The organism is Micromonospora globosa (assembly GCF_000717585.1).
GTDB lineage: Bacteria > Actinomycetota > Actinomycetes > Mycobacteriales > Micromonosporaceae > Micromonospora > Micromonospora aurantiaca.
Map to the genome: position 1 here is coordinate 1 of NZ_JNZR01000037.1, position 22,160 is coordinate 22,160.

At 73.2% G+C, this 22,160-nt stretch carries 24 protein-coding genes; 12 read left to right on the forward strand and 12 right to left on the reverse strand.

Annotated elements, in window-relative coordinates; translation table 11 throughout:
• Nucleotides 1-28: 28 nt before the first annotated feature.
• Together IF06_RS0127150 and IF06_RS0127155 are read right to left on the reverse strand one after the other, a co-directional pair.
• Entirely contained in the window at nt 29-718 is a 690-nt protein-coding gene (locus tag IF06_RS0127150; RefSeq protein ID WP_030274397.1) for a TIGR03089 family protein, read from the reverse strand.
• Nucleotides 719-745: 27 nt separating this feature from the next.
• Nucleotides 746-1,324: a TetR/AcrR family transcriptional regulator gene (locus IF06_RS0127155; protein ID WP_013283694.1), complete on the reverse strand. Its 579-nt coding sequence runs from the start codon at nt 1,322-1,324 to the stop codon at nt 746-748.
• Between the two features lie 88 nt (nt 1,325-1,412).
• Here IF06_RS0127155 and IF06_RS0127160 point away from each other — a divergent pair, with 88 nt between their 5' ends.
• On the forward strand, nt 1,413-1,787 hold the full coding sequence (locus IF06_RS0127160) for a DUF4267 domain-containing protein (protein WP_013283693.1): 375 nt from the start codon (nt 1,413-1,415) through the stop codon (nt 1,785-1,787).
• A gap of 95 nt (nt 1,788-1,882) precedes the next feature.
• Entirely contained in the window at nt 1,883-2,965 is a 1,083-nt protein-coding gene (locus IF06_RS0127165) for a hypothetical protein (RefSeq protein ID WP_030274399.1), read from the forward strand.
• Here the strand turns inward: IF06_RS0127165 and ligD (IF06_RS0127170) are convergent.
• Entirely contained in the window at nt 2,898-3,806 is a 909-nt protein-coding gene (gene ligD, locus IF06_RS0127170; protein ID WP_030274401.1) for a non-homologous end-joining DNA ligase, read from the reverse strand. The two genes, IF06_RS0127165 and ligD (IF06_RS0127170), sit on opposite strands and share 68 nt — an antisense overlap.
• Nucleotides 3,796-4,734: a non-homologous end-joining DNA ligase gene (gene ligD, locus IF06_RS0127175; RefSeq protein ID WP_030274403.1), complete on the reverse strand. Its 939-nt coding sequence runs from the start codon at nt 4,732-4,734 to the stop codon at nt 3,796-3,798. The genes ligD (IF06_RS0127170) and ligD (IF06_RS0127175) overlap by 11 nt, the downstream gene beginning before the upstream one ends.
• An 87-nt stretch (nt 4,735-4,821) precedes the next feature.
• On the opposite strand from ligD (IF06_RS0127175), the gene IF06_RS0127180 reads away from it, so the two are divergent.
• Entirely contained in the window at nt 4,822-5,814 is a 993-nt protein-coding gene (locus IF06_RS0127180; protein WP_013283689.1) for a Ku protein, read from the forward strand.
• 48 nt (nt 5,815-5,862) lie between these two features.
• On the opposite strand, the gene IF06_RS0127185 is transcribed toward IF06_RS0127180, so the two are convergent.
• Complete coding sequence (locus IF06_RS0127185; protein WP_013283688.1) at nt 5,863-6,255, reverse strand: PPOX class F420-dependent oxidoreductase; 393 nt, start codon at nt 6,253-6,255, stop codon at nt 5,863-5,865.
• A 63-nt stretch (nt 6,256-6,318) separates the two neighbouring features.
• Between IF06_RS0127185 and IF06_RS0127190 the strand changes: the two genes are divergently transcribed.
• From IF06_RS0127190 to IF06_RS0127210, 5 genes are all read left to right on the forward strand, one after another.
• The gene (locus IF06_RS0127190) at nt 6,319-7,071 is read left to right on the forward strand and encodes an FKBP-type peptidyl-prolyl cis-trans isomerase (RefSeq protein WP_013473608.1); all 753 of its coding nucleotides are present in this window, start codon (nt 6,319-6,321) and stop codon (nt 7,069-7,071) included.
• 139 nt (nt 7,072-7,210) lie between these two features.
• Nucleotides 7,211-8,059 (forward strand): SCO6745 family protein, encoded by an 849-nt coding sequence (locus IF06_RS0127195; protein ID WP_030274408.1) that lies wholly within the window; start codon nt 7,211-7,213, stop codon nt 8,057-8,059.
• A gap of 32 nt (nt 8,060-8,091) precedes the next feature.
• Nucleotides 8,092-8,745 (forward strand): HAD family hydrolase, encoded by a 654-nt coding sequence (locus tag IF06_RS0127200; RefSeq protein WP_013283685.1) that lies wholly within the window; start codon nt 8,092-8,094, stop codon nt 8,743-8,745.
• Between the two features lie 41 nt (nt 8,746-8,786).
• Nucleotides 8,787-9,923, forward strand: a complete 1,137-nt coding sequence (locus tag IF06_RS0127205; protein WP_030274411.1) for a glutathione-independent formaldehyde dehydrogenase — start codon at nt 8,787-8,789, stop codon at nt 9,921-9,923.
• Nucleotides 9,924-10,013: 90 nt separating this feature from the next.
• Nucleotides 10,014-11,027, forward strand: a complete 1,014-nt coding sequence (locus IF06_RS0127210) for an NADPH:quinone reductase (protein WP_013283683.1) — start codon at nt 10,014-10,016, stop codon at nt 11,025-11,027.
• Nucleotides 11,028-11,207: 180 nt separating this feature from the next.
• On the opposite strand, the gene IF06_RS0127215 is transcribed toward IF06_RS0127210, so the two are convergent.
• Complete coding sequence (locus tag IF06_RS0127215) at nt 11,208-12,842, reverse strand: fatty acid--CoA ligase (protein WP_186461589.1); 1,635 nt, start codon at nt 12,840-12,842, stop codon at nt 11,208-11,210.
• Nucleotides 12,843-12,942: 100 nt separating this feature from the next.
• Here IF06_RS0127215 and IF06_RS0127220 point away from each other — a divergent pair, with 100 nt between their 5' ends.
• Nucleotides 12,943-13,434, forward strand: coding sequence for an NUDIX domain-containing protein (locus tag IF06_RS0127220; RefSeq protein ID WP_013283681.1), 492 nt, complete (start codon nt 12,943-12,945; stop codon nt 13,432-13,434).
• 7 nt (nt 13,435-13,441) lie between these two features.
• On the opposite strand, the gene IF06_RS0127225 is transcribed toward IF06_RS0127220, so the two are convergent.
• Together IF06_RS0127225 and IF06_RS0127230 are read right to left on the reverse strand one after the other, a co-directional pair.
• Nucleotides 13,442-15,109, reverse strand: a complete 1,668-nt coding sequence (locus tag IF06_RS0127225; protein ID WP_013283680.1) for an MDR family MFS transporter — start codon at nt 15,107-15,109, stop codon at nt 13,442-13,444.
• Between the two features lie 52 nt (nt 15,110-15,161).
• Nucleotides 15,162-15,719: a type 1 glutamine amidotransferase domain-containing protein gene (locus IF06_RS0127230; protein ID WP_030274416.1), complete on the reverse strand. Its 558-nt coding sequence runs from the start codon at nt 15,717-15,719 to the stop codon at nt 15,162-15,164.
• Nucleotides 15,720-15,845: 126 nt separating this feature from the next.
• Here IF06_RS0127230 and rfaE2 point away from each other — a divergent pair, with 126 nt between their 5' ends.
• Both rfaE2 and IF06_RS0127240 read left to right on the forward strand, forming a co-directional pair.
• Nucleotides 15,846-17,684 (forward strand): D-glycero-beta-D-manno-heptose 1-phosphate adenylyltransferase, encoded by a 1,839-nt coding sequence (gene rfaE2 / locus IF06_RS0127235; RefSeq protein WP_013473603.1) that lies wholly within the window; start codon nt 15,846-15,848, stop codon nt 17,682-17,684.
• Nucleotides 17,681-18,553, forward strand: a complete 873-nt coding sequence (locus IF06_RS0127240; protein ID WP_013283677.1) for a glycosyltransferase — start codon at nt 17,681-17,683, stop codon at nt 18,551-18,553. The genes rfaE2 and IF06_RS0127240 overlap by 4 nt, the downstream gene beginning before the upstream one ends.
• Here IF06_RS0127240 and IF06_RS0127245 read toward each other — a convergent pair.
• The 3 genes from IF06_RS0127245 to IF06_RS0127255 are packed head-to-tail and all read right to left on the reverse strand — an operon-like array spanning nt 18,528 to nt 20,732.
• Nucleotides 18,528-19,685, reverse strand: a complete 1,158-nt coding sequence (locus IF06_RS0127245; protein ID WP_052166221.1) for a glycosyltransferase family 9 protein — start codon at nt 19,683-19,685, stop codon at nt 18,528-18,530. The two genes, IF06_RS0127240 and IF06_RS0127245, sit on opposite strands and share 26 nt — an antisense overlap.
• A gap of 7 nt (nt 19,686-19,692) precedes the next feature.
• Nucleotides 19,693-20,229 (reverse strand): Hsp20/alpha crystallin family protein, encoded by a 537-nt coding sequence (locus IF06_RS0127250; RefSeq protein WP_030274419.1) that lies wholly within the window; start codon nt 20,227-20,229, stop codon nt 19,693-19,695.
• The gene (locus IF06_RS0127255; RefSeq protein WP_013473600.1) at nt 20,226-20,732 is read right to left on the reverse strand and encodes a DUF2231 domain-containing protein; all 507 of its coding nucleotides are present in this window, start codon (nt 20,730-20,732) and stop codon (nt 20,226-20,228) included. Before IF06_RS0127255 ends, IF06_RS0127250 begins: the two co-directional genes overlap by 4 nt.
• Nucleotides 20,733-20,899: 167 nt before the next feature.
• On the opposite strand from IF06_RS0127255, the gene IF06_RS0127260 reads away from it, so the two are divergent.
• Nucleotides 20,900-21,520 (forward strand): pyridoxamine 5'-phosphate oxidase family protein, encoded by a 621-nt coding sequence (locus IF06_RS0127260; protein WP_030274421.1) that lies wholly within the window; start codon nt 20,900-20,902, stop codon nt 21,518-21,520.
• 39 nt (nt 21,521-21,559) lie between these two features.
• Here the strand turns inward: IF06_RS0127260 and IF06_RS0127265 are convergent, their stop codons facing one another.
• The gene (locus IF06_RS0127265) at nt 21,560-22,132 is read right to left on the reverse strand and encodes a DUF3592 domain-containing protein (RefSeq protein WP_030274424.1); all 573 of its coding nucleotides are present in this window, start codon (nt 22,130-22,132) and stop codon (nt 21,560-21,562) included.
• Nucleotides 22,133-22,160 lie beyond the last annotated feature (28 nt).

Below are 22,160 nucleotides of genomic sequence, written 5' to 3' on the forward strand. Positions count from 1 at the left end.
GCGGGCGGGGAGGGCGGGGAGGGCGGGGCTAGGGGGTGGGGGTGGCGTGGATCAGGACCGTGGCGCCTGCCGACAGGGGGGCCAGCAGCCACTTCAGGGGCTGCTCGTCCTCGGTCGGGTCGATCACGAGGCGATCACCTTGGTGCAGGTTCATCTGGGTGGCGATCTCGGCGGCCAGACGCCGCCACGCGCCGAAGCTGGTGCCGTCCGGCGTGGCCGGGTCGGACGGGTCGACGGCGGTGTAGTCCGGCGGGTCGGTCGGGTGCCGCAGCACCTCGGCCGACCAGTCCAGCCAGCCCGGCGGCACCTCGTCGAGCGGGCCCGGCCCGGTGCCCACCAGGTAGCGGTGCGTCCCCTCGGGCACGTCCTCCAGCCAGTCGTCGAGGCGTTCCGGGGTCACGAACACCGCGTCGTAGGGCCGGTCCGCGCCGGGTTCGAGCACCGGCAGCCCGGCCAGCGCGCGGGGACGGAACGACACGGTCAGCCCGATCGACCAGGCACCGATCAGCACCGCCGCGGTACGCCAGTGCGGCGGCAGCAGCACCGCCACCCGGTCACCGGGGCGCAGCCCGCACCCGTCGCGCAGCAGCCCGGCACTACGGGCCGCCCACCGGCCCAACTGCGGCCCGGTCAGCTCGGTTCGCTCGCCGGTGGCGTCGTTGCAGTAGGTCAGCAGTGGCTCGTCGGTCGCGACGGCGGCGGGTGCGCGGGTGGCCATCGGATGTACTCCTCCCTGGCGGTCAGCTCACCCTAGCCGGGCGAACCGGTCGACCAGGAGGGCCAACCGCCGCTCGTGTTCGTCCCGCCGCAGACGGCCGCCGCGCATCAGCGTGACCTGGCCGTGCAGCGCGCTCCAGAACGTCTCGGTGAACGTCTCCAGGTCGTCGTCGCCGGTGAACGGGCGCAGCGTCTCGGCCAGTTCGGCGAAGGCCCGGACCAGCTCGACGGGTGTGTCCTGGCTGGCGAAGGAGAGGGCGACGGGGAGGGTGAAGATCGCGTCGTAGAGCGCGGGCCGGCGTTCGGCGAACGCGGCGTACGCCGTGGCGATGGCGGCCACCGCGGCCCGCGGGTCGGTGGCGGCGGCCCGGGCGGCGGCGAGTTCGACTGCCAGTTCGGCGCAGCCCTCCAGAGCGACGGCCGCCATGATGGCGTCCTTGCCCTTGAAGTGGCTGTAGAGGACGGGCTGGCTGTACTCGATCTCGGCGGCGAGGCGGCGGGTGGTGACCGCGTCCCAGCCCTCCGACTCGGCGAGGTCCCGGGCGGCGGTGATGATCGCCCGTTCGCGGTCCGCCCGCTCCCGCTCCCGGCGCGCCTGAATCGACATGACCGGCACTCTAGCACCGCTAGCCAATCTATCGGCGCTCTGCTAGCTTCGCTCTCATCCCTAGCAGCGCTAGAATCTTGGAGTCGGCATGCTCACCCTCGTCGCCTACGGGCTCGCCATCGTCCTCAGCCTCTTCATCGTCCTGATCGGCGCGCGCTTCCTCCTCGTTCCCCGAGCCGCCGCCGCCGGCTACGGCGTCCCCGCCGCGGAGGGCACGGGAGATCCCGCGTACCTCACGATCAAAGGGCTGCGTGACCTCACCTACGGCCTGGTCGGCCTCGCCTTGATCGCCTTCACCAGCGCCGACGCCGTCGCCTGGTTCATGCTCGTGGTCGCACTCGCCCCGCTGGGCGACACCCTCATCGTGCTGCGGCACGGCGGCTCCCGGGCGACCGCCTTCGGCATCCACTTCGCCACCGCCGTGGTCGTCCTCCTCGACGCCGCGCTGCTGTTCGCGCTCTAGCCGGGCCCACCGGTCCGCGACCGTCGACTTTGGTCGCGGGCCCGGTCGTCCGACGGCCGTATCGGGGGGCCGGGTGGCTGCGGGACCGTGCGGGCATGACGACCGAACCCCCGCGCCGGCGGCTGGTGCCGGCGATCGCGCTGCTGCTGCTCGCCCCGTGGACCGCCGAGTGCTCCTGGGGCGGCTTCACCCTCACCGGCATGCCGTTCGTGGTGCTGGTGCTCGCCCCGATGTACGGCGGGGCCGCGCTGCTGATCCGCGAGACGGCCCGGCGGTTCGGGCTCGGCTGGCCGGGGATCGCGCTGCTCGCTGCCGCGTTCGGCGTGATCCAGGCCGGCTTGGTCGACCAGTCGTTGTTCAATCCGGGGTTCCTGGACGACACCGAGTTCGCCGACACCCGGGCCGCGGCGGAGGCCACGCTGGTGCCCGGTCTCGGGTTCAGCGCGAGGCAGGCAGTCGACTACGTGGGCAACCATGTGGTGCTGACCGTCTGCGCGCCGATCGCGCTCGTCGAGTCGTACCTCGGCGCGGGCCGGCGGGCGCGGCCCTGGCTGGGCCGACCGGGGCTGACCGCGGCGGCGCTGCTCTGGCTCGGCGGCAGCCTGCTGGTGTTCGCCGACGACGGTGGCCGCAAGAACTTCCTGGCCTCGCCGGTCCAGTTGGCGGTCGCCACCGGCGTGGCACTGGCCCTCATCACCGCCGCCCTGCTCCGCCACCGGCACGCCGGGCCACCGCCCGACGCGCCTGCGCCCGCCGGGCCGACGCCCGCAGGCCGACCGCAAACCGAAGCCGGCCCGCCCCGGCCGCTCCGGCCCGCGCTGGTCGTGGCGGCGGCGTACGTGGGTTCCACGATCGCCCCGGGATGGCCGGGAGTGGTGCTCGCCCTCGCACTCGCCGGGATCGCCGCCGCCCTGCTGACGCGCTGGTCCCGGCGACCCGGCTGGGGGCAGCGGCACGTGCTCGCCACCGGTTCGGCAGGCCTGGTCGTCGCCGCGGCGCTCGCGTACGCCGTGCCGACCTATGCCCCGGCGAGCCCGGCGGCGGCGCTGGTGGGTGACGTGGCGATCAGCGTGATCGTGCTGCTGCTGGTGGGCGGCGCGTGGTGGCGGGTCACGGCAGTTCGGGACCGCCGTCGAGCAGCGGCGCCAGCAGGTCGCCCTGCTTCTCCACCCGCTTGAGCACCTCACCAGCGGTGTACGGCCGCGTCGACGGCCGCTTCCCCGCCGCCCCGGCCTCCACCTCGTCCCAGGTCAGCGGCGTGGACACCGAGGGCACCGACTGGGCCCGCAGCGAGTACGGCGCCACAGTCGTCTTCGCCGCGTTGTTCTGACTCCAGTCGATGAAGATCTTGCCGGGGCGCAGGTTCTTCGCCATCTTCGACACGACCAGCTTCGGGTGTGCCTGCTCCAGCTCCTGCGCGATGCGCTTGGCGTAGTCGGAGACGACCTCGGCGTCCTGCGTACCGGCGATCGGGCAGCAGAGCTGCATGCCCTTCTTCCCCGACGTCTTCGGGAACGAGGAAATCCCGTCGGAGGCCAGCCGGTCGCGCATCAGCAGCGCCACCCGGCAGCACTGCTTGAGCGCGGCCGGGGCGCCCGGGTCCAGGTCGACCACCATCATGTCCGGGTGGGCGCCGATCTTCCACTGCGGAGTGTGCAGCTCAAGCGCGGCCAGGTTGGCCAGCCACACGAGTGTGGGCAGCTCGTCGCAGACCACGTAGTCGATGGTCTCCCGCCCCTTCGTCGACCCGGGGGCGGGCAGGTTCTCGGTGCGTACCCAACCGGGGGTCGCGGCGGGTGCGTTCTTCTCGAAGAACGAGCCGCCGTCGACGCCGTTGGGGAACCGGATCCGGGTCAGCGCGCGGTCGCGCAGGTGCGGCAGCAGCACCGGGGCGATCCGGGTGTAGTAGTCGATCACCTCGCCCTTGGTGAACCCGGCCTTCGGGAACAGCACCTTGTCCAGGTTGGACAACTCCAGTGAGCGCCCCTCGACCTCGACCTTCAACCGCTCAGAGGGCATCGTCGACCTCCTCGGGCGGCTTGTCCGGGCGCAGGCGCAGGATGCGCGGGAAGCGCAGCCGGCCGTCCGGCGTGCGCTGGCCGTACTTGACCTCCACCACGATTCGGGGAGTTACCCAGATCGCGCCCCGGGCATCCTCGCGCGGCACGTCGGCGGCGAACGGCGAGTCGGTGGAGCGCAGTGGTTCCAGCTCGCGCAGCAGTTCCCGTTCGAGCGCCGCGCCGATCCCGCCGCCGACCCGCCCCCGGTAGACCAGCCGTCCGTCCGGGCCGGGCACGCCGACCAGCAGGCCACCGACGCGCCGCGCGCCGGGCCGCCAGCCGCCGACCACGAAGTCGGCGGTGACCTCCAGCTTGACCTTCACCCAGTCCGGCGAGCGCACGCCGGGCCGGTAGAGCGAGTCGACCCGCTTGGCCATCACCCCTTCCAGCCCGTGCTCGCCGGCCGCCGCGTAGGTGGCCGGGCCGTCGCCGAAGACCGGCGGCACCGCCCACCGGGCGGCGCCGAGCCCGAGCGACTCCAGCGCCGCCCGCCGCTCCCGCCACGGCCGGGCGGTCAGGTCGACGCCGTCGAGCCGCAACAGGTCGAAGATCATGTACGTGACGGGTACTGTCGCCGCCAGCCGCGCCGCCTTGGCCGGGTTGCGGACGTGCATCCGCTCGGCGAGCGCGGTGAACGAGGGCTGCCCGTCGGTGAAGAGGACGACCTCGCCGTCGAGCAGCGCGTCGCCGACCTGCTCGGCCAGGTTGAGCAGTTCCGGGTACGCGGTGGTGATCTCGACGCCGGAGCGGGCGTAGAAGTGCCTGTCGCCGCGCGAGATGTCGGCGAGCGCGCGGACGCCGTCCCATTTGAACTCGTACGACCAGGCGGCGCCGGCCGGGAGCTGCCCGGTCGTCGCGAGCATCGGCTTCAACGGCGCGCCGGGCACCTCCTGACTGTAGTTGCGCACGGAAGCGCGTGCGTCCCGTTCGATCGTTTGCGATTCTGGTTGTCAACCGGGGAGAGGAGCGCGGGAATGCGGGCGATCTGGAAAGGAGCGGTGTCGTTCGGCCTGGTGTCGATCGGGGTGAAGGTCTACTCGGCCACCGAGGAGAAGGACATCCGTTTCCACCAGGTGCACCGTGAGGACGGCGGCCGGATCCGCTACAAGCGCACCTGCTCGGTCTGCGGCGAGGAGGTCACCTACGACGACATCGCCAAGGGGTACGACATCGGCGGCGGCGAGATGGTGATCCTCACCGACGAGGACTTCGCCGACCTGCCGTTGAGCACGTCGCACGCGATCGACGTGCTGGAGTTCGTACCGGCCGAGCAGGTCGACCCGATCCTCTACAACAAGGCGTACTTCCTGGAGCCGGAGGGCTCGGCGACCAAGCCGTACGTGCTGCTGCGTGACGCGCTGTCCGACTCGGAGCGGGTGGCGATCGTCAAGGTGGCGCTGCGCCAGCGGGAGCAGTTGGCCACGCTGCGCGTCCGCGAGGGCGTGCTGCTGCTCAACACCATGCTGTGGCCGGACGAGATCCGCCGGCCCGACTTCGGTTTCCTGGACGAGGACCTGAAGGTACGCCCGCCGGAGCTGGCGATGGCCAGCTCGCTGATCGACTCGATGGCCGGGGAGTTCGAGCCGGACGCGTTCACCGACGACTACCGGGCCGCGTTGCAGGAGGTCATCGACGCGAAGGTCGAGGGCCGCGAGGTGGTGCAGCCGGAGGAGGAAGAGGCCGCTCCGGCCGCCGCCGTGGACCTGATGGCCGCGCTGAAGGCGTCGGTGGAGCGGGCCCGGGCGGCCCGGGGCGAGGCGCCGTCCGGTGGCGGCGCCGAGCCGACGCCGATCTCGTCGGCCCGCTCGGCGAAGAAGGCCGCGAAGAAGGCGCCGGCGAAGAAGACCGAGCCTGCGAAGAAGACCACTGCCAAGAAGGCGCCCGCGAAGAAGACGGCGGCGAAGAAGGCCGAACCGGCCAAGAAGACCGCCGCCAAGAAGACGCCCGCGAAGAAGAAGACCGCCTGACGCGTACGGCGATCGCCCCGCCCCCGGTGGCGGGCGGGGCTCCGCCGTTCAGCCGCGGCCGAGCTTCTCGGTGGGGGTGACGCGGACGATGACGCGCTCCTCGCCGGGGCGGCGCCAGGGGTAGGTGTCCTGGCCGAGGTACTTCTTCGCCATCCGGTCGATGTGCTCGTCGGCGCCTTCGGTGACGAACTCGACGGTGCCCTTGATCCAGAGCGTGCGGAAGTCGTCGGCCTTGTCCGCCACCGACACCGCGACCACCGGGTTGCGGGACATGTTCAGGTACTTCTGCCGGCCCTTGGCCGTGTTGAACACGATGTGCTCGCCGTCGGTGTCGACCCAGACCGGGGTGACGTGCGGGGTGCCGTCGGCCTCGATCGTCGCCACGTGCGCGAGCTGCGGCTCGCCGAGCAGGGCCAGGTCTTCTTCGCTGAGGATCGCCATGGTCGGAACGTACCCCGTGTGGTGCCCCCGTATCGGGCATCGTGTCCGGATCGTGGCGGCCGTATGGGCACGCTGGGGCTCCGGGCGGGTACCGTGTGCGCTGGCCTCGGCGGCGGCCCGCCGGGGGCGCACCCACCCACCCTGCAGGGAGTCGACGTGAGCGAGCGTGTGGAGAACCGGTCGGCGGGCCAGGCCCCGGCCACCAAGGCACAGCGGCGGCTGGCCGCCCAGCTGGCCGAGAAGAAGGCAGCCGAGGCGCGTCGCCGCCGGCAGTCGATCCTCGGCGCGGCGGTCGGCGTGCTCGCGGTGGTGGCCCTGGTCGGCGGCCTGGTCTGGCTGAACAGCGGGGACGACGACAAGACGTCCACCGCCGGCTCCTCGGCCAGCCCCACCGCGCCGGCCGAGCCCACCGCGGCGCCCGCTCCGGAGCTGCCCGCCGGTTTCGACCCGGCGCTGAAGACCAAGCCGACAGTGCAGGCCGGTACCGGCGAGCTGAAGAAGCTCACCGTCACCACCCTGGTCAAGGGCACCGGCCCGGCGGTGAAGGCCGGGCAGAACATCACCACGAACTACGTGGGCGTGTTCTACAAGGACGGCAAGCAGTTCGACGCGTCCTGGGACAGCGGCCAGCCGGCCACCTTCCAGATCGGCGTGGGCCAGGTCATCAAGGGCTGGGACCAGGGCCTGGTCGGCGTGCCGGTGGGCAGCCGGGTCCAGCTGGACCTCCCGGCCGAGCTGGCGTACGGCAACGACGCCGCGGGCGGCCGTCCGGCCGGGCCGCTGCGCTTCGTCGTCGACGTGCTGGCTGCGCAGTAGATCACTCCGGGCTTCCGTCCGGTCACCCAGCGGCAGTAGGTTCATGGTCACCACGGGCGGCACGTTCGCCCGTGGTGATCTGCCCACCGACGCGGAGGTGCACGTGGCGGCGCTGGACGAGTCCGGGGTGACCCGGCAGATGTGGACGCTCTACGAGCCGGTCCACGCGGTGACCTACTTCCACCCCCGGGCCCGGGCCGCGTTCGAGGCGGTCGGGCTGCGGGGCTACTGGCGCGGCTACTTCGCCGGCCGGGCCGCGCCGCTCGGGCCGGTCGACGCGCCGACCGTCACGGCCGCCTTCTTCAGCTTCGCGCCGGCCATGGTGGCTCGCGCGCTGCCCTCGGTGTGGCGCCTGGCCACCCCGGAGGAGACGCTGCGGGCCCGGCTCACCGGTGGCGTGCAGGCGCTCGCCGAGTTCACCTACGAACTGCCCGAGTCGCACCTGGTCGAGGCCGCCGACCTGCTGGAGGAGGCGGCCGGCCGGGTGGACGTCGCGGGCCGGGTGCTCGGCGCGGTCAACGCCGCGCTGCCCCGGGGCGAGTACCCGCTGGCCCGGCTCTGGCAGGCCGCCACCACGCTGCGCGAGCACCGCGGCGACGGCCACGTGGCGGCGCTGGTGACGACCGGGCTGGAACCGGCCGAGGTGGTGGCCTGGCGGTGCCGGGTCGACCAGTCCCGCGAGTTCCACCAGCCGGCCCGGGGCTGGACCGACGAGCAGTGGACCGCCGCCGAGCAGCGCCTGGTGGACAAGGGCTGGCTGACCGCCGACCTGAACCCCACGCCGTACGCCACGGAGACGTTCCGCGTGGTCGAGGAGGCTACCGACCGGGCCGCCGCGGGTCCGTGGCGGGCGCTGGGCGCGGAGCGTACCGGCCGGCTGCGGGAGCTGCTGGAGCCGATCGCGACGCGCTGCCGCACGATCATCCCGGCCAAGGCCCCGATCGGCCTTCCGGCTCAGCGTTCGGCCGGAGCGGCGCTGCCACGGTGAGTCCGGCCGCCGGCTGGGGCAGGATGGTCGACGTGGTGGACGCGGTGCTCTTCGACCTGGACGGCGTGATCGTGGACTCCGAGCCGGTGTGGGAGGAGGTCCGGCGGGCGTACGTGGCCGAGCACGGCGGCGTCTGGCAGCCGGACACGCAGCGCCGGCTGATGGGCATGAGCACCGCCGAGTGGGCCGAATACCTCAGCGGTGAGCTGGGCGTCGACAGGTCGGCCGAGCAGGTCGCCACCGAGGTGGTGACCGAGATGGCCCGGCGGTACGCGCAGCACGTACCGCTGATCGACGGCGCCGACGCGGTCGTGCGCCGCATCGCCGCGCGGTGGCCGCTGGGGCTGGCCAGTTCCTCACCGACCCGGCTGATCGCGGCGGCGCTGGACGCGACGGGCCTGGCCGGCGCGTTCGGCGCGACGCTGTCGACCGAGGAGACCGCCCGGGGCAAGCCCGCGCCCGACGTGTGGCTCGCGGTGGCGCAGCGGCTGGGCGTCGACCCGGCCCGGTGCGTGGCGGTGGAGGACTCGTCGAACGGGGTCCGCTCGGCGGCCGCCGCCGGGTGCCGCGTGGTGGCGGTGCCGCACGCGTCGTACCCGCTCGACCCGGACGCCGAGGCGCTCGCGGCCGTGCTGCTCCCCTCGATCGGCGCGCTCACGCCCGAGGTGGTGGCGGGGATCGACTGAACCACCCACCCGCCGCCGCCACCCGGCCTACGGTCGGTGACATGAGGGCTGTGGTGTACGAGGGGCCGCACGAGGTGGCCGTCAACGAGGTCGACGACCCCCGGATCGAGGATCCGAACGACGTGGTCGTCCAGGTCACGACGACCGCGATCTGCGGTTCGGACCTGCACATGTACGAGGGACGGACGGCCGCCGAGCCGGGCATCGTGTTCGGCCACGAGAACATGGGCGTGATCGTCGAGACCGGGCCGGGCGTGACGAGCCTGCGCGTGGGCGACCGGGTCTCGATGCCGTTCAACGTGGCGTGCGGGTTCTGCCGCAACTGCCGGGAGCAGCGCACCGGTTTCTGCCTGACGGTGAACCCGGGCTTCGCCGGCGGCGCGTACGGCTACGTGTCGATGGGGCCGTACCGGGGTGGGCAGGCCGAGTACCTGCGGGTGCCGTTCGCCGACTTCAACTGCCTGAAGCTGCCGCCGGGCACCGAACACGAGAACGACTACGCGATGCTCGCCGACATCTTCCCGACCGGCTACCACGGTGTGGCGATGACCGGGCTGCGGCCGGGCGAGAACCTGACAGTGATGGGCGGCGGGCCGGTCGGGCTGATGGCCGCGTACTCGGCGGTGCTGATCGGGGCGTCCGAGGTGTTCGTGGTGGACCGGGTGCCGGACCGGCTGCGGCTGGCCGAGTCGATCGGCGCCACAGCGATCGACTTCAGCGCGGGCGACCCGGTCGAGCAGATCCGGGACCGGACCGACGGGGTGGGGACCGATCACGGCGTGGACGCGGTGGGATACCAGGCGTCCGCGCCCAGCGGCGAGGAGCAGCCGGCGCTGGTGCTGAACACGCTCGTGGAGGTGGTGCGCGCGACCGGGGCGATCGGCGTGGTCGGGCTCTACCTCTCGGCGGACCCGGGCGCCCCGGACGAGCACTCCGCCCGGGGTGAGCTGCTGTTCAAGGTGGGCAAGCTGTTCGAGAAGGGCCTGCGGATCGGCACCGGGCAGGCGAACGTGAAGACGTACAACGCGTACCTGCGGAACCTGATCACGGCGGGGCGGGCGACGCCGAGCTTCGTGGTGAGCAAGGAACTGCCGCTGGACGCGGCGCCGGAGGCGTACCAGCGCTTCGACCGCCGCGAACCGGGCTACTCGAAGGTCGTGCTCAAGCCGGCCGCCTGACGAGCCGTCGTACGGTGGCCGGGTGCGCCCGGACCGAATGTTCGGGCGGCTGCCGGGTAGCGCACCCGGGAGGACGGCGGAGGGACGGCGATGAAGGCGATCGTGTACGAGCGCAGCGGGGACGCCTCGGTGCTCCAGGTGGTCGAGCGGCCGGTGCCGGAACCCGGACCGGGCGAGGTGCTGGTCCGGATGGCCGTGTCGGGGGTGAACCCGACCGACTGGAAGGCCCGCCAGGCGTGGCCGCTGCCGGCCGGCTGGCAGATCCCGCACCAGGACGGCGCCGGGGTGGTCGAGGCGGTCGGTGAGGGCGTGGACCGGACGCTCATCGGTGAGCGGGTCTGGGTGTGGGAGGCGGCGTGGCAGCGGCCGTGGGGCACCGCCGCCGAGTACACGCTGGTCCCGGTCCGGCACGCGGTGCCGCTCGGTCCGGCCTCGTTCGACCTGGGCGCGGCGCTCGGCATCCCGTTCATGACCGCGCACCGCTGCCTGACCGCCGGCGAGTTCATGCCGGACAAGCTGCACGCCGGCGCGTTGAGCGACCACGTGGTGCTGGTGCAGGGCGGCGCGGGGGCGGTGGGCAACGCGGCGATCCAGCTCGCCCGGTGGGCCGACGCGTGCGTGATCACCACGGTGAGCAGCCCGGAGAAGGCGCAGCTCGCGGCGGCGGCGGGTGCCAGCTTCGTGATCAACTATCGCGAGCAGGATGTGGTCGAGGAGGTCCGCAAGGTCGCGCCCGACGGGGTCCACACGATCGTGGAGGTGTCCGCCGCCCGCAACGCCGCCGCCGACGTACGGATGCTGCGCACCGGCGGGGCGGTCTGCGTGTACGCCGACGACGGCGGTGGCGAGGTGACGTTGCCGATCCGGCCGCTGATGGGCCCGAACGCCCGCTGGCAGTTCGTGCTGATCTACACCGCGCCGAAGGTGGCGAAGGCGCAGGCGGTCACGGACATCGCGGCGGCGGTGGCGCAGGGCGCGATCCGGGTCGGTGAGGAGGCGGGGCTGCCGCTGCACCGGTATCCGCTGGCGGAGGCCGCCGCCGCACAGCAGGCGGTGCAGGACAGCGTGGTGGGCAAGGTGCTGGTGAGCACCGCCGACGAGTAGGCGACCGGATTTCCCCGACAGCCGGACAGACGCGAACAAGTTTCGCAACAATGACGGTGCGGGTCACCCCGTAACGGACGGGCGGCCCCGGCGCGGTGCGAACGCCGGGGCCGCCCTCTGGGAGGAATGTCCGTTGGGAACGCGTTCCTACCCGTGTAGGCGACGGTACGCCGCGAAACGTTACGACGCGGTCAGTTCCCGCACGTCGAGCCCGCCGTCGGCGTACCGCGAGCGCACCACCTTCTTGTCGAACTTGCCGACGCTCGTCTTCGGCACCGCGTCGATGAACGCCCAGCGCTCCGGCAACTGCCAGCGGGCCACCGAGCCGGCGAGGAAGTCCCGCAGTTCCTCCGCGGTCACCGAGGCGCCCTCGCGGACCACCACAGTGGCCAGCGGCCGCTCGTCCCACCGCTCGTCCGGTACGCCCACCACGCACGCCTCCAGCACCGCCGGGTGGGCCATCAGGGCGTTCTCCAGCTCGACCGAGGAGATCCACTCCCCGCCCGACTTGATCACGTCCTTGGCGCGGTCGGTGAGCGTGATGTAGCCGTCCGGCGAGAGCGTGCCGACGTCACCGGTCCGCAGCCAGCCGTCCCGGAACTTCTCCTCCTCCGGGGCGTCGTCGCCGATGTACCGGGCGGTCACCCACGGCCCGCGTACCTCCAGCTCGCCCACCGACGTCCCGTCGGCGGGCAGCGGCTCGCCGGCCGGGCCGACGATCCGCGCCGTCACGCCGGCCGGAACACGGCCCTGCGTGTAGCGGTAGCGCCAGGCGTCGTCGCCGGTCGCGCCGGCCGGTGCCCGGGAGACCGAGCCCAGCGGCGACATCTCGGTCATGCCCCAGGCGTGGATGACGTCGATGCCGTAGCGGTCATGGAACGCGTGCATCAGCGCCGGAGGGCAGGCCGATCCGCCGACGATGACCTCCTTCAGCGAGGAGAGATCCACCTCGTGCGCGTCCAGGTAGGCCAGCAGGTCGGTCCAGATGGTCGGCACCGCCCCGGCGAGCGTGGGGCGCTCGGCGGCGATCATCGCGGCGATCGGCTCGGCCTGGAGGAACCGGTCCGGCATGATCAGCGAGGCGCCGGAGAGGAACGCCGCGTACGGCAGGCCCCACGACATCGCGTGGAACATCGGCACGATCGCCAGTTCCCTGTCGTTCGGGCCGAGCCCGAAGCCCTCCGGCATGCAGACCTGGAGCGAGTGCAGGTAGATCGAGCGGTGCGAGTAGGCGACGCCCTTGGGGTTGCCGGTGGTCCCGGAGGTGTAGCAGAGGGCGGCGGCGTCACGCTCGTCCACCTCCGGCCAGTCGAAGTGGTCCGGGCGGCCGGCCAGCAGCGCGTCCCAGTGGTGCACGGTGATCCGGTCGCCGGCCGCGGCCAGCAGCGGCGCCGGGTCACCGCCGCCGACCACCACCACGTGCGCCACGGTGGTCATCTCGCCGATCACCCGGGCGAGCAGCGGGATGAGCGTGCTGTCGACGAGCACCACCCGGTCCTGCGCGTGGTTGGCGATGTAGGCGACCTGGTCGGGGAAGAGGCGGATGTTGAGCGTGTGCAGCACCGCGCCCATGCTCGGTACGGCGAAGTAGGCCACCAGGTGCTCGTTGTTGTTCCACATGAACGTGCCGACCCGCTCGTCGCCGGTCACCCCGCACTCGTCGCGCAGCGCGTGGGCCAGCCGGGCGGCGGCGCGGCCGACCTCCGCGTACGTCATCCGGCGGGGTTCGGCGCCGGTCCAGGTGACCACCTCCGCCGCGCCGTGCACGGTGGAGCCGTGTTCGAGGATCCGGGCGACCTGGAGAGGGGCATCCATCATCGTGCTACGCATGGGTAACAACGTAGTGGCGGCGGTCACATCTGCGGAACCCCCCGGAATCGCCGAGGTGATCACGGATGATGCGTAGATTGTCCGGGTGAGCATCTCGTGGGCCGACTCGTACGTGGGGCAGCTCCGCGCCCTGGCCGGTGACCGCACCCTGATGTTCGTCGGCGCCCGCGCCGTGGTGCGCGACAACGCCGCCCGGGTGCTGCTGATCCAGCGTTCCGACAACGGCCAGTGGGCCCTGCCGGCCGGCGCCATGGAACTCGGCGAGTCGATCGCCGACTGCGCGGTCCGGGAGGTCCGGGAGGAGACCGGGCTGCGGGCGCTGCGGGTCAGCGCGTTCGCGCTCTACACCGGCCCGGACCGCACCCACACCAACATGTACGGCCACACGTACCAGGTCTTCACCACGGCGTTCCGGGTCGACGAGTGGGACGGCGAGCTGGCCCGGTTCACCGACGAGACCACCGACTCGGGCTTCTTCCGCCCGGCGGACTTCCCGCACCCGCTGTCGTCGAGCGTGCACGAGACGCTCGCCGACCTCGACGTGTTCGAGCAGACCAACCGGCTGATCCTCAAGTAGCCGCCGGTCACAGCATCGTCTGCGACTTCGCCTCCATGTCGGCGGCGGCCTCGTCCTTCGACTCCTTCGTCAGCGGCTTGCCGCCGGGCGCGGGCGCCTTCCCGCCGAGCGGGTCGGCGCCGCCGGTGGCACCCTGCGGGCCGGTGCCGCGCAACTGAAGGTTCGGCATGGCCAGCGTGACCAGCACGGCGATCACGGCGATCAGCCCGGTGGTCAGGAAGACCAGGTGCAGCGACTCGACGAACGCGGCCTGGACGGCGGCGCGTACCGGGGCGGGCAGCGCGAGGATCGCCGCCGGGTCGTTGATCGAGAAGTCCCCGCCGGCCGTCACCGCGGCCCGCTGCTCCGGCGGGAGCTGCGCCAGCGCACCGGGCAGCCGCGCGGACATCTCGGCGGTGAGCCGGGACGACAGCACCGCGCCGAGGATGGCCACGCCGAACGATCCGCCGAGCGACCGGAAGAACGTCGCAGACGAGGTGCCCGCGCCCAGGTCGCGGACGCTCACCGCGTTCTGCACGGCCAGGATCAGCGACTGCATGCACAGGCCCAGCCCGACGCCGATCACCACCATGTAGCCGAACGCGAGCCAGAGCGAGGTGGCCACCTGGAGCTGCTGGAAGAGCAGCATGCCGACCACCAGCACGGCCGCGCCCGCCACCGGGAACCACTTGTACCTGCCGATCCGGCTCATCGCCCGGCCGGTGAGCACCGAGGTGACGATGACGCCGGCCATCATCGGCAGCATCAGCAGACCGCTGCGGGTCGGCGAGGCGCCCTTGACGATCTGGAGGTAGAGCGGGATGAAGATGATCGACCCGAACATCACCAGACCGAGCACGAAACCCGCGCCGTTGGCGAGCGCGAACGTGGCGCTGCGGAACAGCCGCAGCGGCAGGATCGGCTCCTTGGTCCGGGCCTCCTGGGCGACGAACAGCACGCCCAGCACCGCGCCCGCGGCGAACAGCCCGACGATCACGCCGGAGCCCCAGGCGTACTCGGCGCCGCCCCAGCTCAGCGCCAGCAGCAGGCAGCTCACGCCGGCCACCAGCAGTGCCGCGCCGATCCAGTCGACGGTGTGCTCCCGCCGCTCGAACGGCACCAGCCGCATCACGTGCCAGCAGACCACGATGGCGAGGATCGCCAGCGGCACGTTGATGTAGAAGATCCACCGCCAGTTGTTCTCCGCGAAGTAGCCGCCGACCAGCGGTCCGGCCACCGACGACACACCGAACACGGCGCCGAACAACCCCTGGTAGCGGCCACGCTCCCGGGGCGACACCACGTCCGAGATGATGGTGAACGCCAGCGTCATCAGGCCGCCCGCGCCCAGGCCCTGCACGCCCCGCGTGACGATCAGCTGGGTCATGTCCTGCGACAGCCCGGCCAGCAGCGAGCCGAGCAGGAACATCCCGATCGAGAACAGGAAGACCGGCCGGCGTCCGTACAGGTCGGCCATCTTGCCGTACAGCGGCGTCGAGGCGGTCGAGGCCAGCAGGTACGCGGTGACCACCCACGAGTAGTGGTTGATGCCGCCCAGCTCGCCCACGATCGTCGGCAGCGCGGTGCCGACGATCGTCTGGTCCAGCGCCGCCAGCAGCATGCCGGTCATCAGACCGAACATCAGCAGGCGGATCTGGCGGGCGGGCAACGCGGGACGGGCGGCCTGGGCGGTCATCCCGCTTCCTATCCCACCGGGGGCGGATCATGCCCCGGTGGGCGTACGAGTTTCATCGGGCGGCGTGCCGCCCCTCGGCGAACTCCTCGACGATCTTGGCGCAGAACGCCGGCAGGTCGTCCGGCTTGCGGCTGCTGACCAGCCCGTTGTCGGTGACGACCTCCTGGTCGACCCAGTTCGCGCCGGCATTGGTGAGGTCGGTGCGCAGGCTCGGCCAGGAGGTGATGGTGCGGCCCCGCACCACGTCCGCCTCGACGAGCGTCCACGGGCCGTGGCAGATCACGCCGACCGGCTTGCCCGCGTCGAAGAACGCCTTGACGAACCGGACCGCCTCCGGGTCCGTCCGCAGGAAGTCGGGGTTCGCCACGCCACCGGGCAGGACCAGGCCGTCGTACGCCCCGGCGTCCGCCTCCTCGGTGGTGACGTCGACCTGGTACTGCTTGCCGTGGTCGAGGTGGTTGAAGGCCTGGATCGTGCCGGACTCGATGGAGACCAGCTCGACCTGGGCGCCGGCGTTCTCCACCGCCTCCCGGGGCTTGGTGTACTCGACCTCCTCGACGCCGTCGGCGGCCAGGAAGGCGATGCGCTTGCCCTGAAGTGTCGCTGCCATGCTGTTCTCTCCTCTCCGGGGTACGTCTGAGACGGTTCCCCCGCCCGATGCCGCGAAACCGGACGCATCGGGTGGCCCGCGTCGCACCAAGGTTTGGCCCGACGGCCCGGGGGGATCCGCAGAGGCATGGCAGGAGCAGCAGCGGAAGAGCGCCGGCTGGCCACCGTCGTGGCGAGCTGGCAGCAGCGTCCCGTGCTGGTCGTCGGGGACGCCATGCTGGACGAGTGGCGGTTCGCCGAGTCGGAGCGGCTCTGCCGCGAGGCGCCCGCGCCGGTCCTCACCCTGCGGCGGCGGATCTCCGCTGCGGGGGGCGCCGCCAACACGGCGGTGAACGTGGCAGCGCTCGGCGGCCGGGCCGCGCTGGTCGCCCCGGTCGGCGCCGACGTAGCCGGCGACGAGCTGCACGACTGCCTGGACCGGGCAGCGGTCTGGGACCGCACGGTGAGCCAGCCCGGCCGGCCCACCCCGGTCAAGCGGCGGATGCTCGCCGGCAACCAGATCCTGCTCCGCGAGGACTCCGGCGGTCCGGAGGACGGGCTGGACGCCGACGGCGTGGCCCGCCTGCTGACCGCGCTGCACTGCGCCACCGAGGAGCTGCGGGCGGTGGCCGCCGGGCAGCCGCTCACGCTTGTGGTCTGCGACTACGGCCTGGGCGCGCTGCCGTCGGCGGTACGCGCCTGGCTGGTCGCCAACCGCGACCGGTACGGCACCGTGGCGCTCGACGCGCACGACCTGGCCGACTGGCGCGGGCTGAACCCGACTGTGGTGACGCCGAGCTTCGCCGAGGCGACCCGGCTGCTGGCCCGCGCCGCCGCCGGGTTCGCGCACGCCGAGCGGGGCGCCGTCCCCAGCGGCGACGTGCACCTGAACCACCCGGCGGAGGCCGACGGCCCGTCCGAGCTGATGGTGGGCGCCGCGCCCGGCGGGTCCGGTGAGCGCGTACCCGGCAGCCCGCACCCGACCTCCGGTACGCCCGCAGCCGAGGTCCCCGCCGGCCCGACCGGCGAACCGGTGCCGGGCGAGGAGCGGGTGGCGCTGACCGGCGACGGGCTGAGCGTCACCGGGACCGGCGTGACTGTGAGCGCGGCGGCCGGCGCCGGCGTGGACCGGGCCGTGCTGGCCGAGTCACGCCTGCCCGAGCTGCGCGAACACACCGGCGCCGACGTGGTGGCGGTGACCCTGGACACCGAGGGCGCGGTGGTCGGCGGCGCCGAGGGCGAGCCCCGGCGCAGCCACAGCACCCCGGTTCCGGCCAGTCACGCGGTGGGTGCCGGGGACGCTTACCTGGCGGCCATGACGCTGGCGCTCGCCGCCGACGCGGGCCTGCCCACCGCCGCCCAGCTCGCCCAGCTCGCCGCCACCATCACTGTGGCCGACACCGGCACCTGCGTGTGCCGCCGGCAGGACCTGCTGGCCGCGCTCGGCACCGGCGCGGACGAGGGCGGGCACCCCGCGCTGGTCGGCGCCGACGAGCTGGCCGCCCTGGTGGACGAGCACCGGCAGGCCGGGCGGTCGGTGGTGTTCACGAACGGCTGCTTCGACGTGCTGCACCCGGGGCACGTCCGCTACCTGACCCAGGCCCGCGCGCTCGGCGACCTGCTCATCGTGGCGGTCAACTCGGACGGCAGCGTACGGCGGCTCAAGGGCCCGGACCGGCCCGTCAACCCGGTCGAGGACCGGATCGCCCTGCTGGCGGCGCTGGCCTGCGTCGACCACGTGGTGGTCTTCGAGGAGGACTCGCCGGCCCGGCTGATCGAGGCGGTCCGGCCCGACGTCTACGTCAAGGGCGGCGACTACCCGCCGGAGATGGTGCCGGAGGCGCCGCTGGTACGGCGGCTGGGCGGGCAGGTGCGCACGCTCGGGTACGTGCCGGACCGCTCCACCTCGGCGATCATCGACCGGATCCGCGCCCACCCGGTCGGCGACCCGGTCGGCGACACGGTCGGCGAGGGCAGGCCGGCGTGACCCGTCCGCTCGACCCGGGAACACCCGGACGGTTCCGGCACCACCGGCGGCTCGACGTGCTGATCCCCACCCGCAACCGGCCCGCCGAACTGGCGGTCACGCTGTCCGGGCTGGCCGCCCAGGAGGGCGTACCCGGGTTCGGGGTGGTGGTCAGCGACCAGTCCGACGGCGATCCCGCGTACGCCCACCCGGCCGCCGCCACGATGGTGCGGGCGCTGCGGCACCGGGGGCATCCGGTGCTGCTGACCCGGCGGCTGCCCCGGCGCGGCCTGGCCGAGCACCGGTCGTACCTGCTGGCCCAGTCGGCGGCCGACGCGGTGCTCTGCCTCGACGACGACGTGTGGCTGGAGCCGGGCGCGCTGTCCCGCCTGGTCACCGCGCTCGACGAGTTGGGCTGCGGGTTCGTCGGCAACGCGGTGCACGGCCTCTCCTACGCCGACGACGTCCGCCCGGAGACGCACCAGCACTACGAGGAGTGGACCGGGCCGCCGGTGCCGGAACGCATCCAGCCCGGCACGCCGGAGTGGCACCGGGCGTCCATCCACCCGGCGGCGAACCTGCTGCACGTCACCGAGAAGCTCGACCTGGCGGCGGACGAGTGGCGGGCGTACAAGATCTCCTGGATCGGCGGGTGCGTGCTCTACGACCGGGCCAAGCTCGTCGAGGCCGGCGGCTTCGACTTCTGGGAGCGGCTGCCCGAGCGGCACCAGGGCGAGGACGTCGCCGCGCAGCTCGCGGTGCTGGAGCGCCACGGCGGCGCCGGGGTGCTGCCCAGCGGGGCCTATCACCTGGAGTCGCCGACCACAGTCACCGAACGCGACGTGGAGGCGTGGGAGGTCGTGCTCAGCGAGTCGCCCGCGGAGGTGTGAGCAACTCGCGGGCCGCCTCGACCACCTCGGCGACTGGTACGTCGGCCACGAACGACACCCGGTGCGGGCACTCGCCGTCGCCCGGCCGGTGCGGGTAGATCCCGGGTGTGCAGTCGACGCCGCAGACCGGGCAGTGGGTGGTCCAGGCGGCGATCGGGCGGTGCCGCCCACGCAGCGGCGACGCCCCGTTGATCAGGTTGCCGACCCAGAAGACACCCACTGTCGGCGCGCCCACGGCGGCGGCCAGGTGCAGCGGGCCGGTGTCGTTGGAGACCACGAGCGCACAGTCCGCGTACGCGGCGGCGAGCGCGCCCAGGCTGAGCGTGCCGACCTGGGGACGCACCGGCACCCCGGCCGCCGCCACCACCGCGTCGACCGTCTCCTGCTCGGCCGGGGTGCCGGTGACCAGCACCTCGTACCCGTCTCCGGTCAGCTCGCGGGCGACCTCGGCGAAGCGTTCCGGCGGCCAGCGCCGCCGCGTGTCGGTGGCGCCCGGGTGCAGCGCGACCCGCGGCCGGGTGGGTTCGCCGAGCACGGCGGCGGCCTCCGCCCGGTCGGCGGCGGTGACCGCGAGCGACGGTGTGATCGTGGTGGCGGGCGCGCCGACCAGGGCGGCCACCTCCAGGTAGCGGATCACCTCGTGCTGGTAGTAGACGTAGCGCAGCCACCGGTCCAGCGGCGGCGCGCCCTCGGCCCGCAGACCGGCGGTGACCCGGGCGCCCAGCCCGGCCACGAACGGGTTCGAATTGCCGCCGCCGCCGTGCACCTGCAACGCCAGGTCGAACCGTTCGGCGCGGGCGGCGGCCAGGAACGCCGGGACGTCATTCGGCGACTCGCCGGGCCCCGGGTCGCGGATGCCGGGCGCCGCCGGCACCACCAGCACCCGGTCCACCGGGCCGGGCCGGTCGCGCCAGAGCGCCGCGTGCCACGGCGCGCCGAGCAGCACGATCTCGGCCGACGGGTACGCGGACCGCAGCGCGTCCAGCGCGGGCAGCACGAAGATGAAGTCACCGAGCGCGTTGGCGCGCAGCACGGCGATCCGTTCGACGTCAGGGACGCGCTCGCCCACCGGCCCGAGCGCCGACGGCTCCAGGTCGCGGCGCGGCGAGCGGGAGTCAGGCGGGCTGGTCACGCGGCCCCTACGGCCTGTCGATCTCGTCGAGCGCGGTGTCCGGGTGGTGCAGCTCCCGGTCCGCGGCCGGGTCGGCGGGCATCGGCGTACGGTCGGCGCCCGGTCGCGGGCCGGTCCGGCCGACGGTGATGGTGCGCGGCGCGGGCCGGGTCGCCCGGGGCAGGCGGACCCGGAGCAGGCCGTGGTCCATCACCGCGTCGATCCGGTCCGGGTCCACGCGGGACGGCAGGTCCACGCGGTACTCGAAGCCCCGGGTGGTGAAACCGCCCGGGATGCCGTGGTCGGCGTTCACCTCGGCCTCCGACCGGGCGCGTACGCACAGCTCCCGGTCGTCCAGCTCGACGGCGACCTCCTCCGGCGCCACGCCGGGAAGCCGGACGACTACCTCCCAGCCGTCGGCCGTCTCGGCCAGATCCACGTCCTGGCTGCCGGAGCGTCCGCCGACCAGCCGGCTCAGCTCGGAGCGCAGCGACTGGAGTTCGCCCATCGGATCCCAGCCCTGCTGGCGACCACGCCAGCCCCGTCCGCTGCCCTGTTCCGTCATCGCGCGTCTCCGATCCGCTGTGTCGCCGAGGAGGGTCGCAGCGAGCTGGGCGCGTTGAGATCGTGCTCCGGGTCGACGCCGACACCGAGCCGGTCCACCAGTTCGCCGCCGAGCCACGCGCTCACGCCGAGGATCGCCAGGGCGACCACCTCGATGGCGACGAGCGCGCCCCCGGCCGCCCGGGAGTCGGCGTTGAGCCGGACCGCCCAGACCGCGGCGAACAGCAGGATGACCGCCACGTTGGCGGCGGCGTGGGTGACACCGACCCGCTTGGCGCGGGTGCCGGCCGGCAGGGCGAGCAGGTCGAACGCCCCCGCCGCCGCGGCCAGCAGGCCGCCGATCAGACCGACGGTGATGTTCCAGTACGCGACCTCGGCCAGGAAGCCGGGCCCGCCCACTGTGTCCACCACGTCGAAGATCACCGCGGTCACGAAGAGCGCCACCGGGAACATCACGAGCATCGGATGCACGGGATGGCCGAGCACCTTGAGTCGGCTCTCCATCTCGGCCTCCATCCGTCGCGTCCGGACGCACGCTGCGAACCGGTCCCTACCCGCCGGCTCCGGGGGCAAACCCGGCGCTCGACGCGCTCTCCTAGGCTGACAGTGGCGGATCACGGCCCGTCGCGGGCCGGAACCGTCGTCGAGGTCAACGGACGGGGGAGGAAGACGTGACGACCCGGGAGATCACCAGCGAGGCCGAACTACGCGAGCTGATCGGCACACCGATGCCGCGAGCGGCCGCCAAGGACCGCCGTACGCTGCACGAACGCGACCGGGAGTGGCTCGCCGCCTCGCCGTTCTGCCTGATCGCCACCGCCGGCGCGGACGGCACCTGCGACGTCTCCCCCAAGGGTGACCCGCCCGGTTTCGCGCTGGTGCTCGACGACACCACGATCGCGATTCCGGAGCGGCCCGGCAACCGGCGGGCCGACGGCTACCGCAACATCCTGGCCAACCCGCACGTCGGGTTGATCTTCCTGATCCCCGGCCGCACCGACACGCTGCGGATCAACGGCCGGGCCCGGCTGATCTCCGACGCGCCGTGGTTCGCCGACATGGAGGTGAAGGGCCACCGGCCGGTGCTCGCCGTCGAGGTCGCGATCGAGCAGATCTTCTACCACTGCGCGAAGGCGTTCCTGCGCTCCGAGCTGTGGCAGCCGGAGACCTGGCAACCGGACGTGCTGCCGACGCGGGCCCGGCTGATCAAGGAGGTGGAGGCCCCGGCGGAGAGCCTGGCCGACCTGGAACGCCACTACGGCCCGGCCTACCTGGAGACGCTCTACCGCTGACCCCGTCGCCGGCGGCCGGCACCGAGCATTGCGCTTGCGTCAACGCCGGGCGTTGCGCTTGCGTTTGCCCCGGCCGGTGTAGCCGCGACCGTCTCCGACCGGCGTCGGCGCCACCCGGCGCGGCCGGTCGCGGCGCGCCGCGTCGTGGCTCGCCCGGCCGGCGCGGTCGCCTGGTCGGGCGGCGCGCCGGATGCGGGACAGCGTCAGCACCACCCCGGCGCCCAGGGCGAACAGCCCGACCACGCCGAGTACGCCCTGCACCCGCCCGCGATGCCCGCTGAGCTGCCCGAAGTCGGTGACGAAGTCGTTCGGATCCGCCGGATTGACCCAGATCGGCACCGCGGTGCCCGCCGCCCGGCACACCTCGAAGCAGGGCACCTCCTGCGCGTGCGTCCGGCCGTTGACCACGTAGCTGAAGTACATGGTGGAACTCCGGCCGCCCCTCTCCGTCACCTGGTCGACGACCGTCGCCCGCGCGGGCGTACCCCGCTCGCGCAGCGTCACCCCCCAGTCGTCGAGCGCCATCTGGGTGTGGAACGGCAGCCAGAGCAGGGCGCCACCGGCGACCGCCAGCAGCACGTACACGAGGCTGAGCCAGAGCGGCCGACGCATGATCACGCCGCCATCGTGGCCGGGCGCC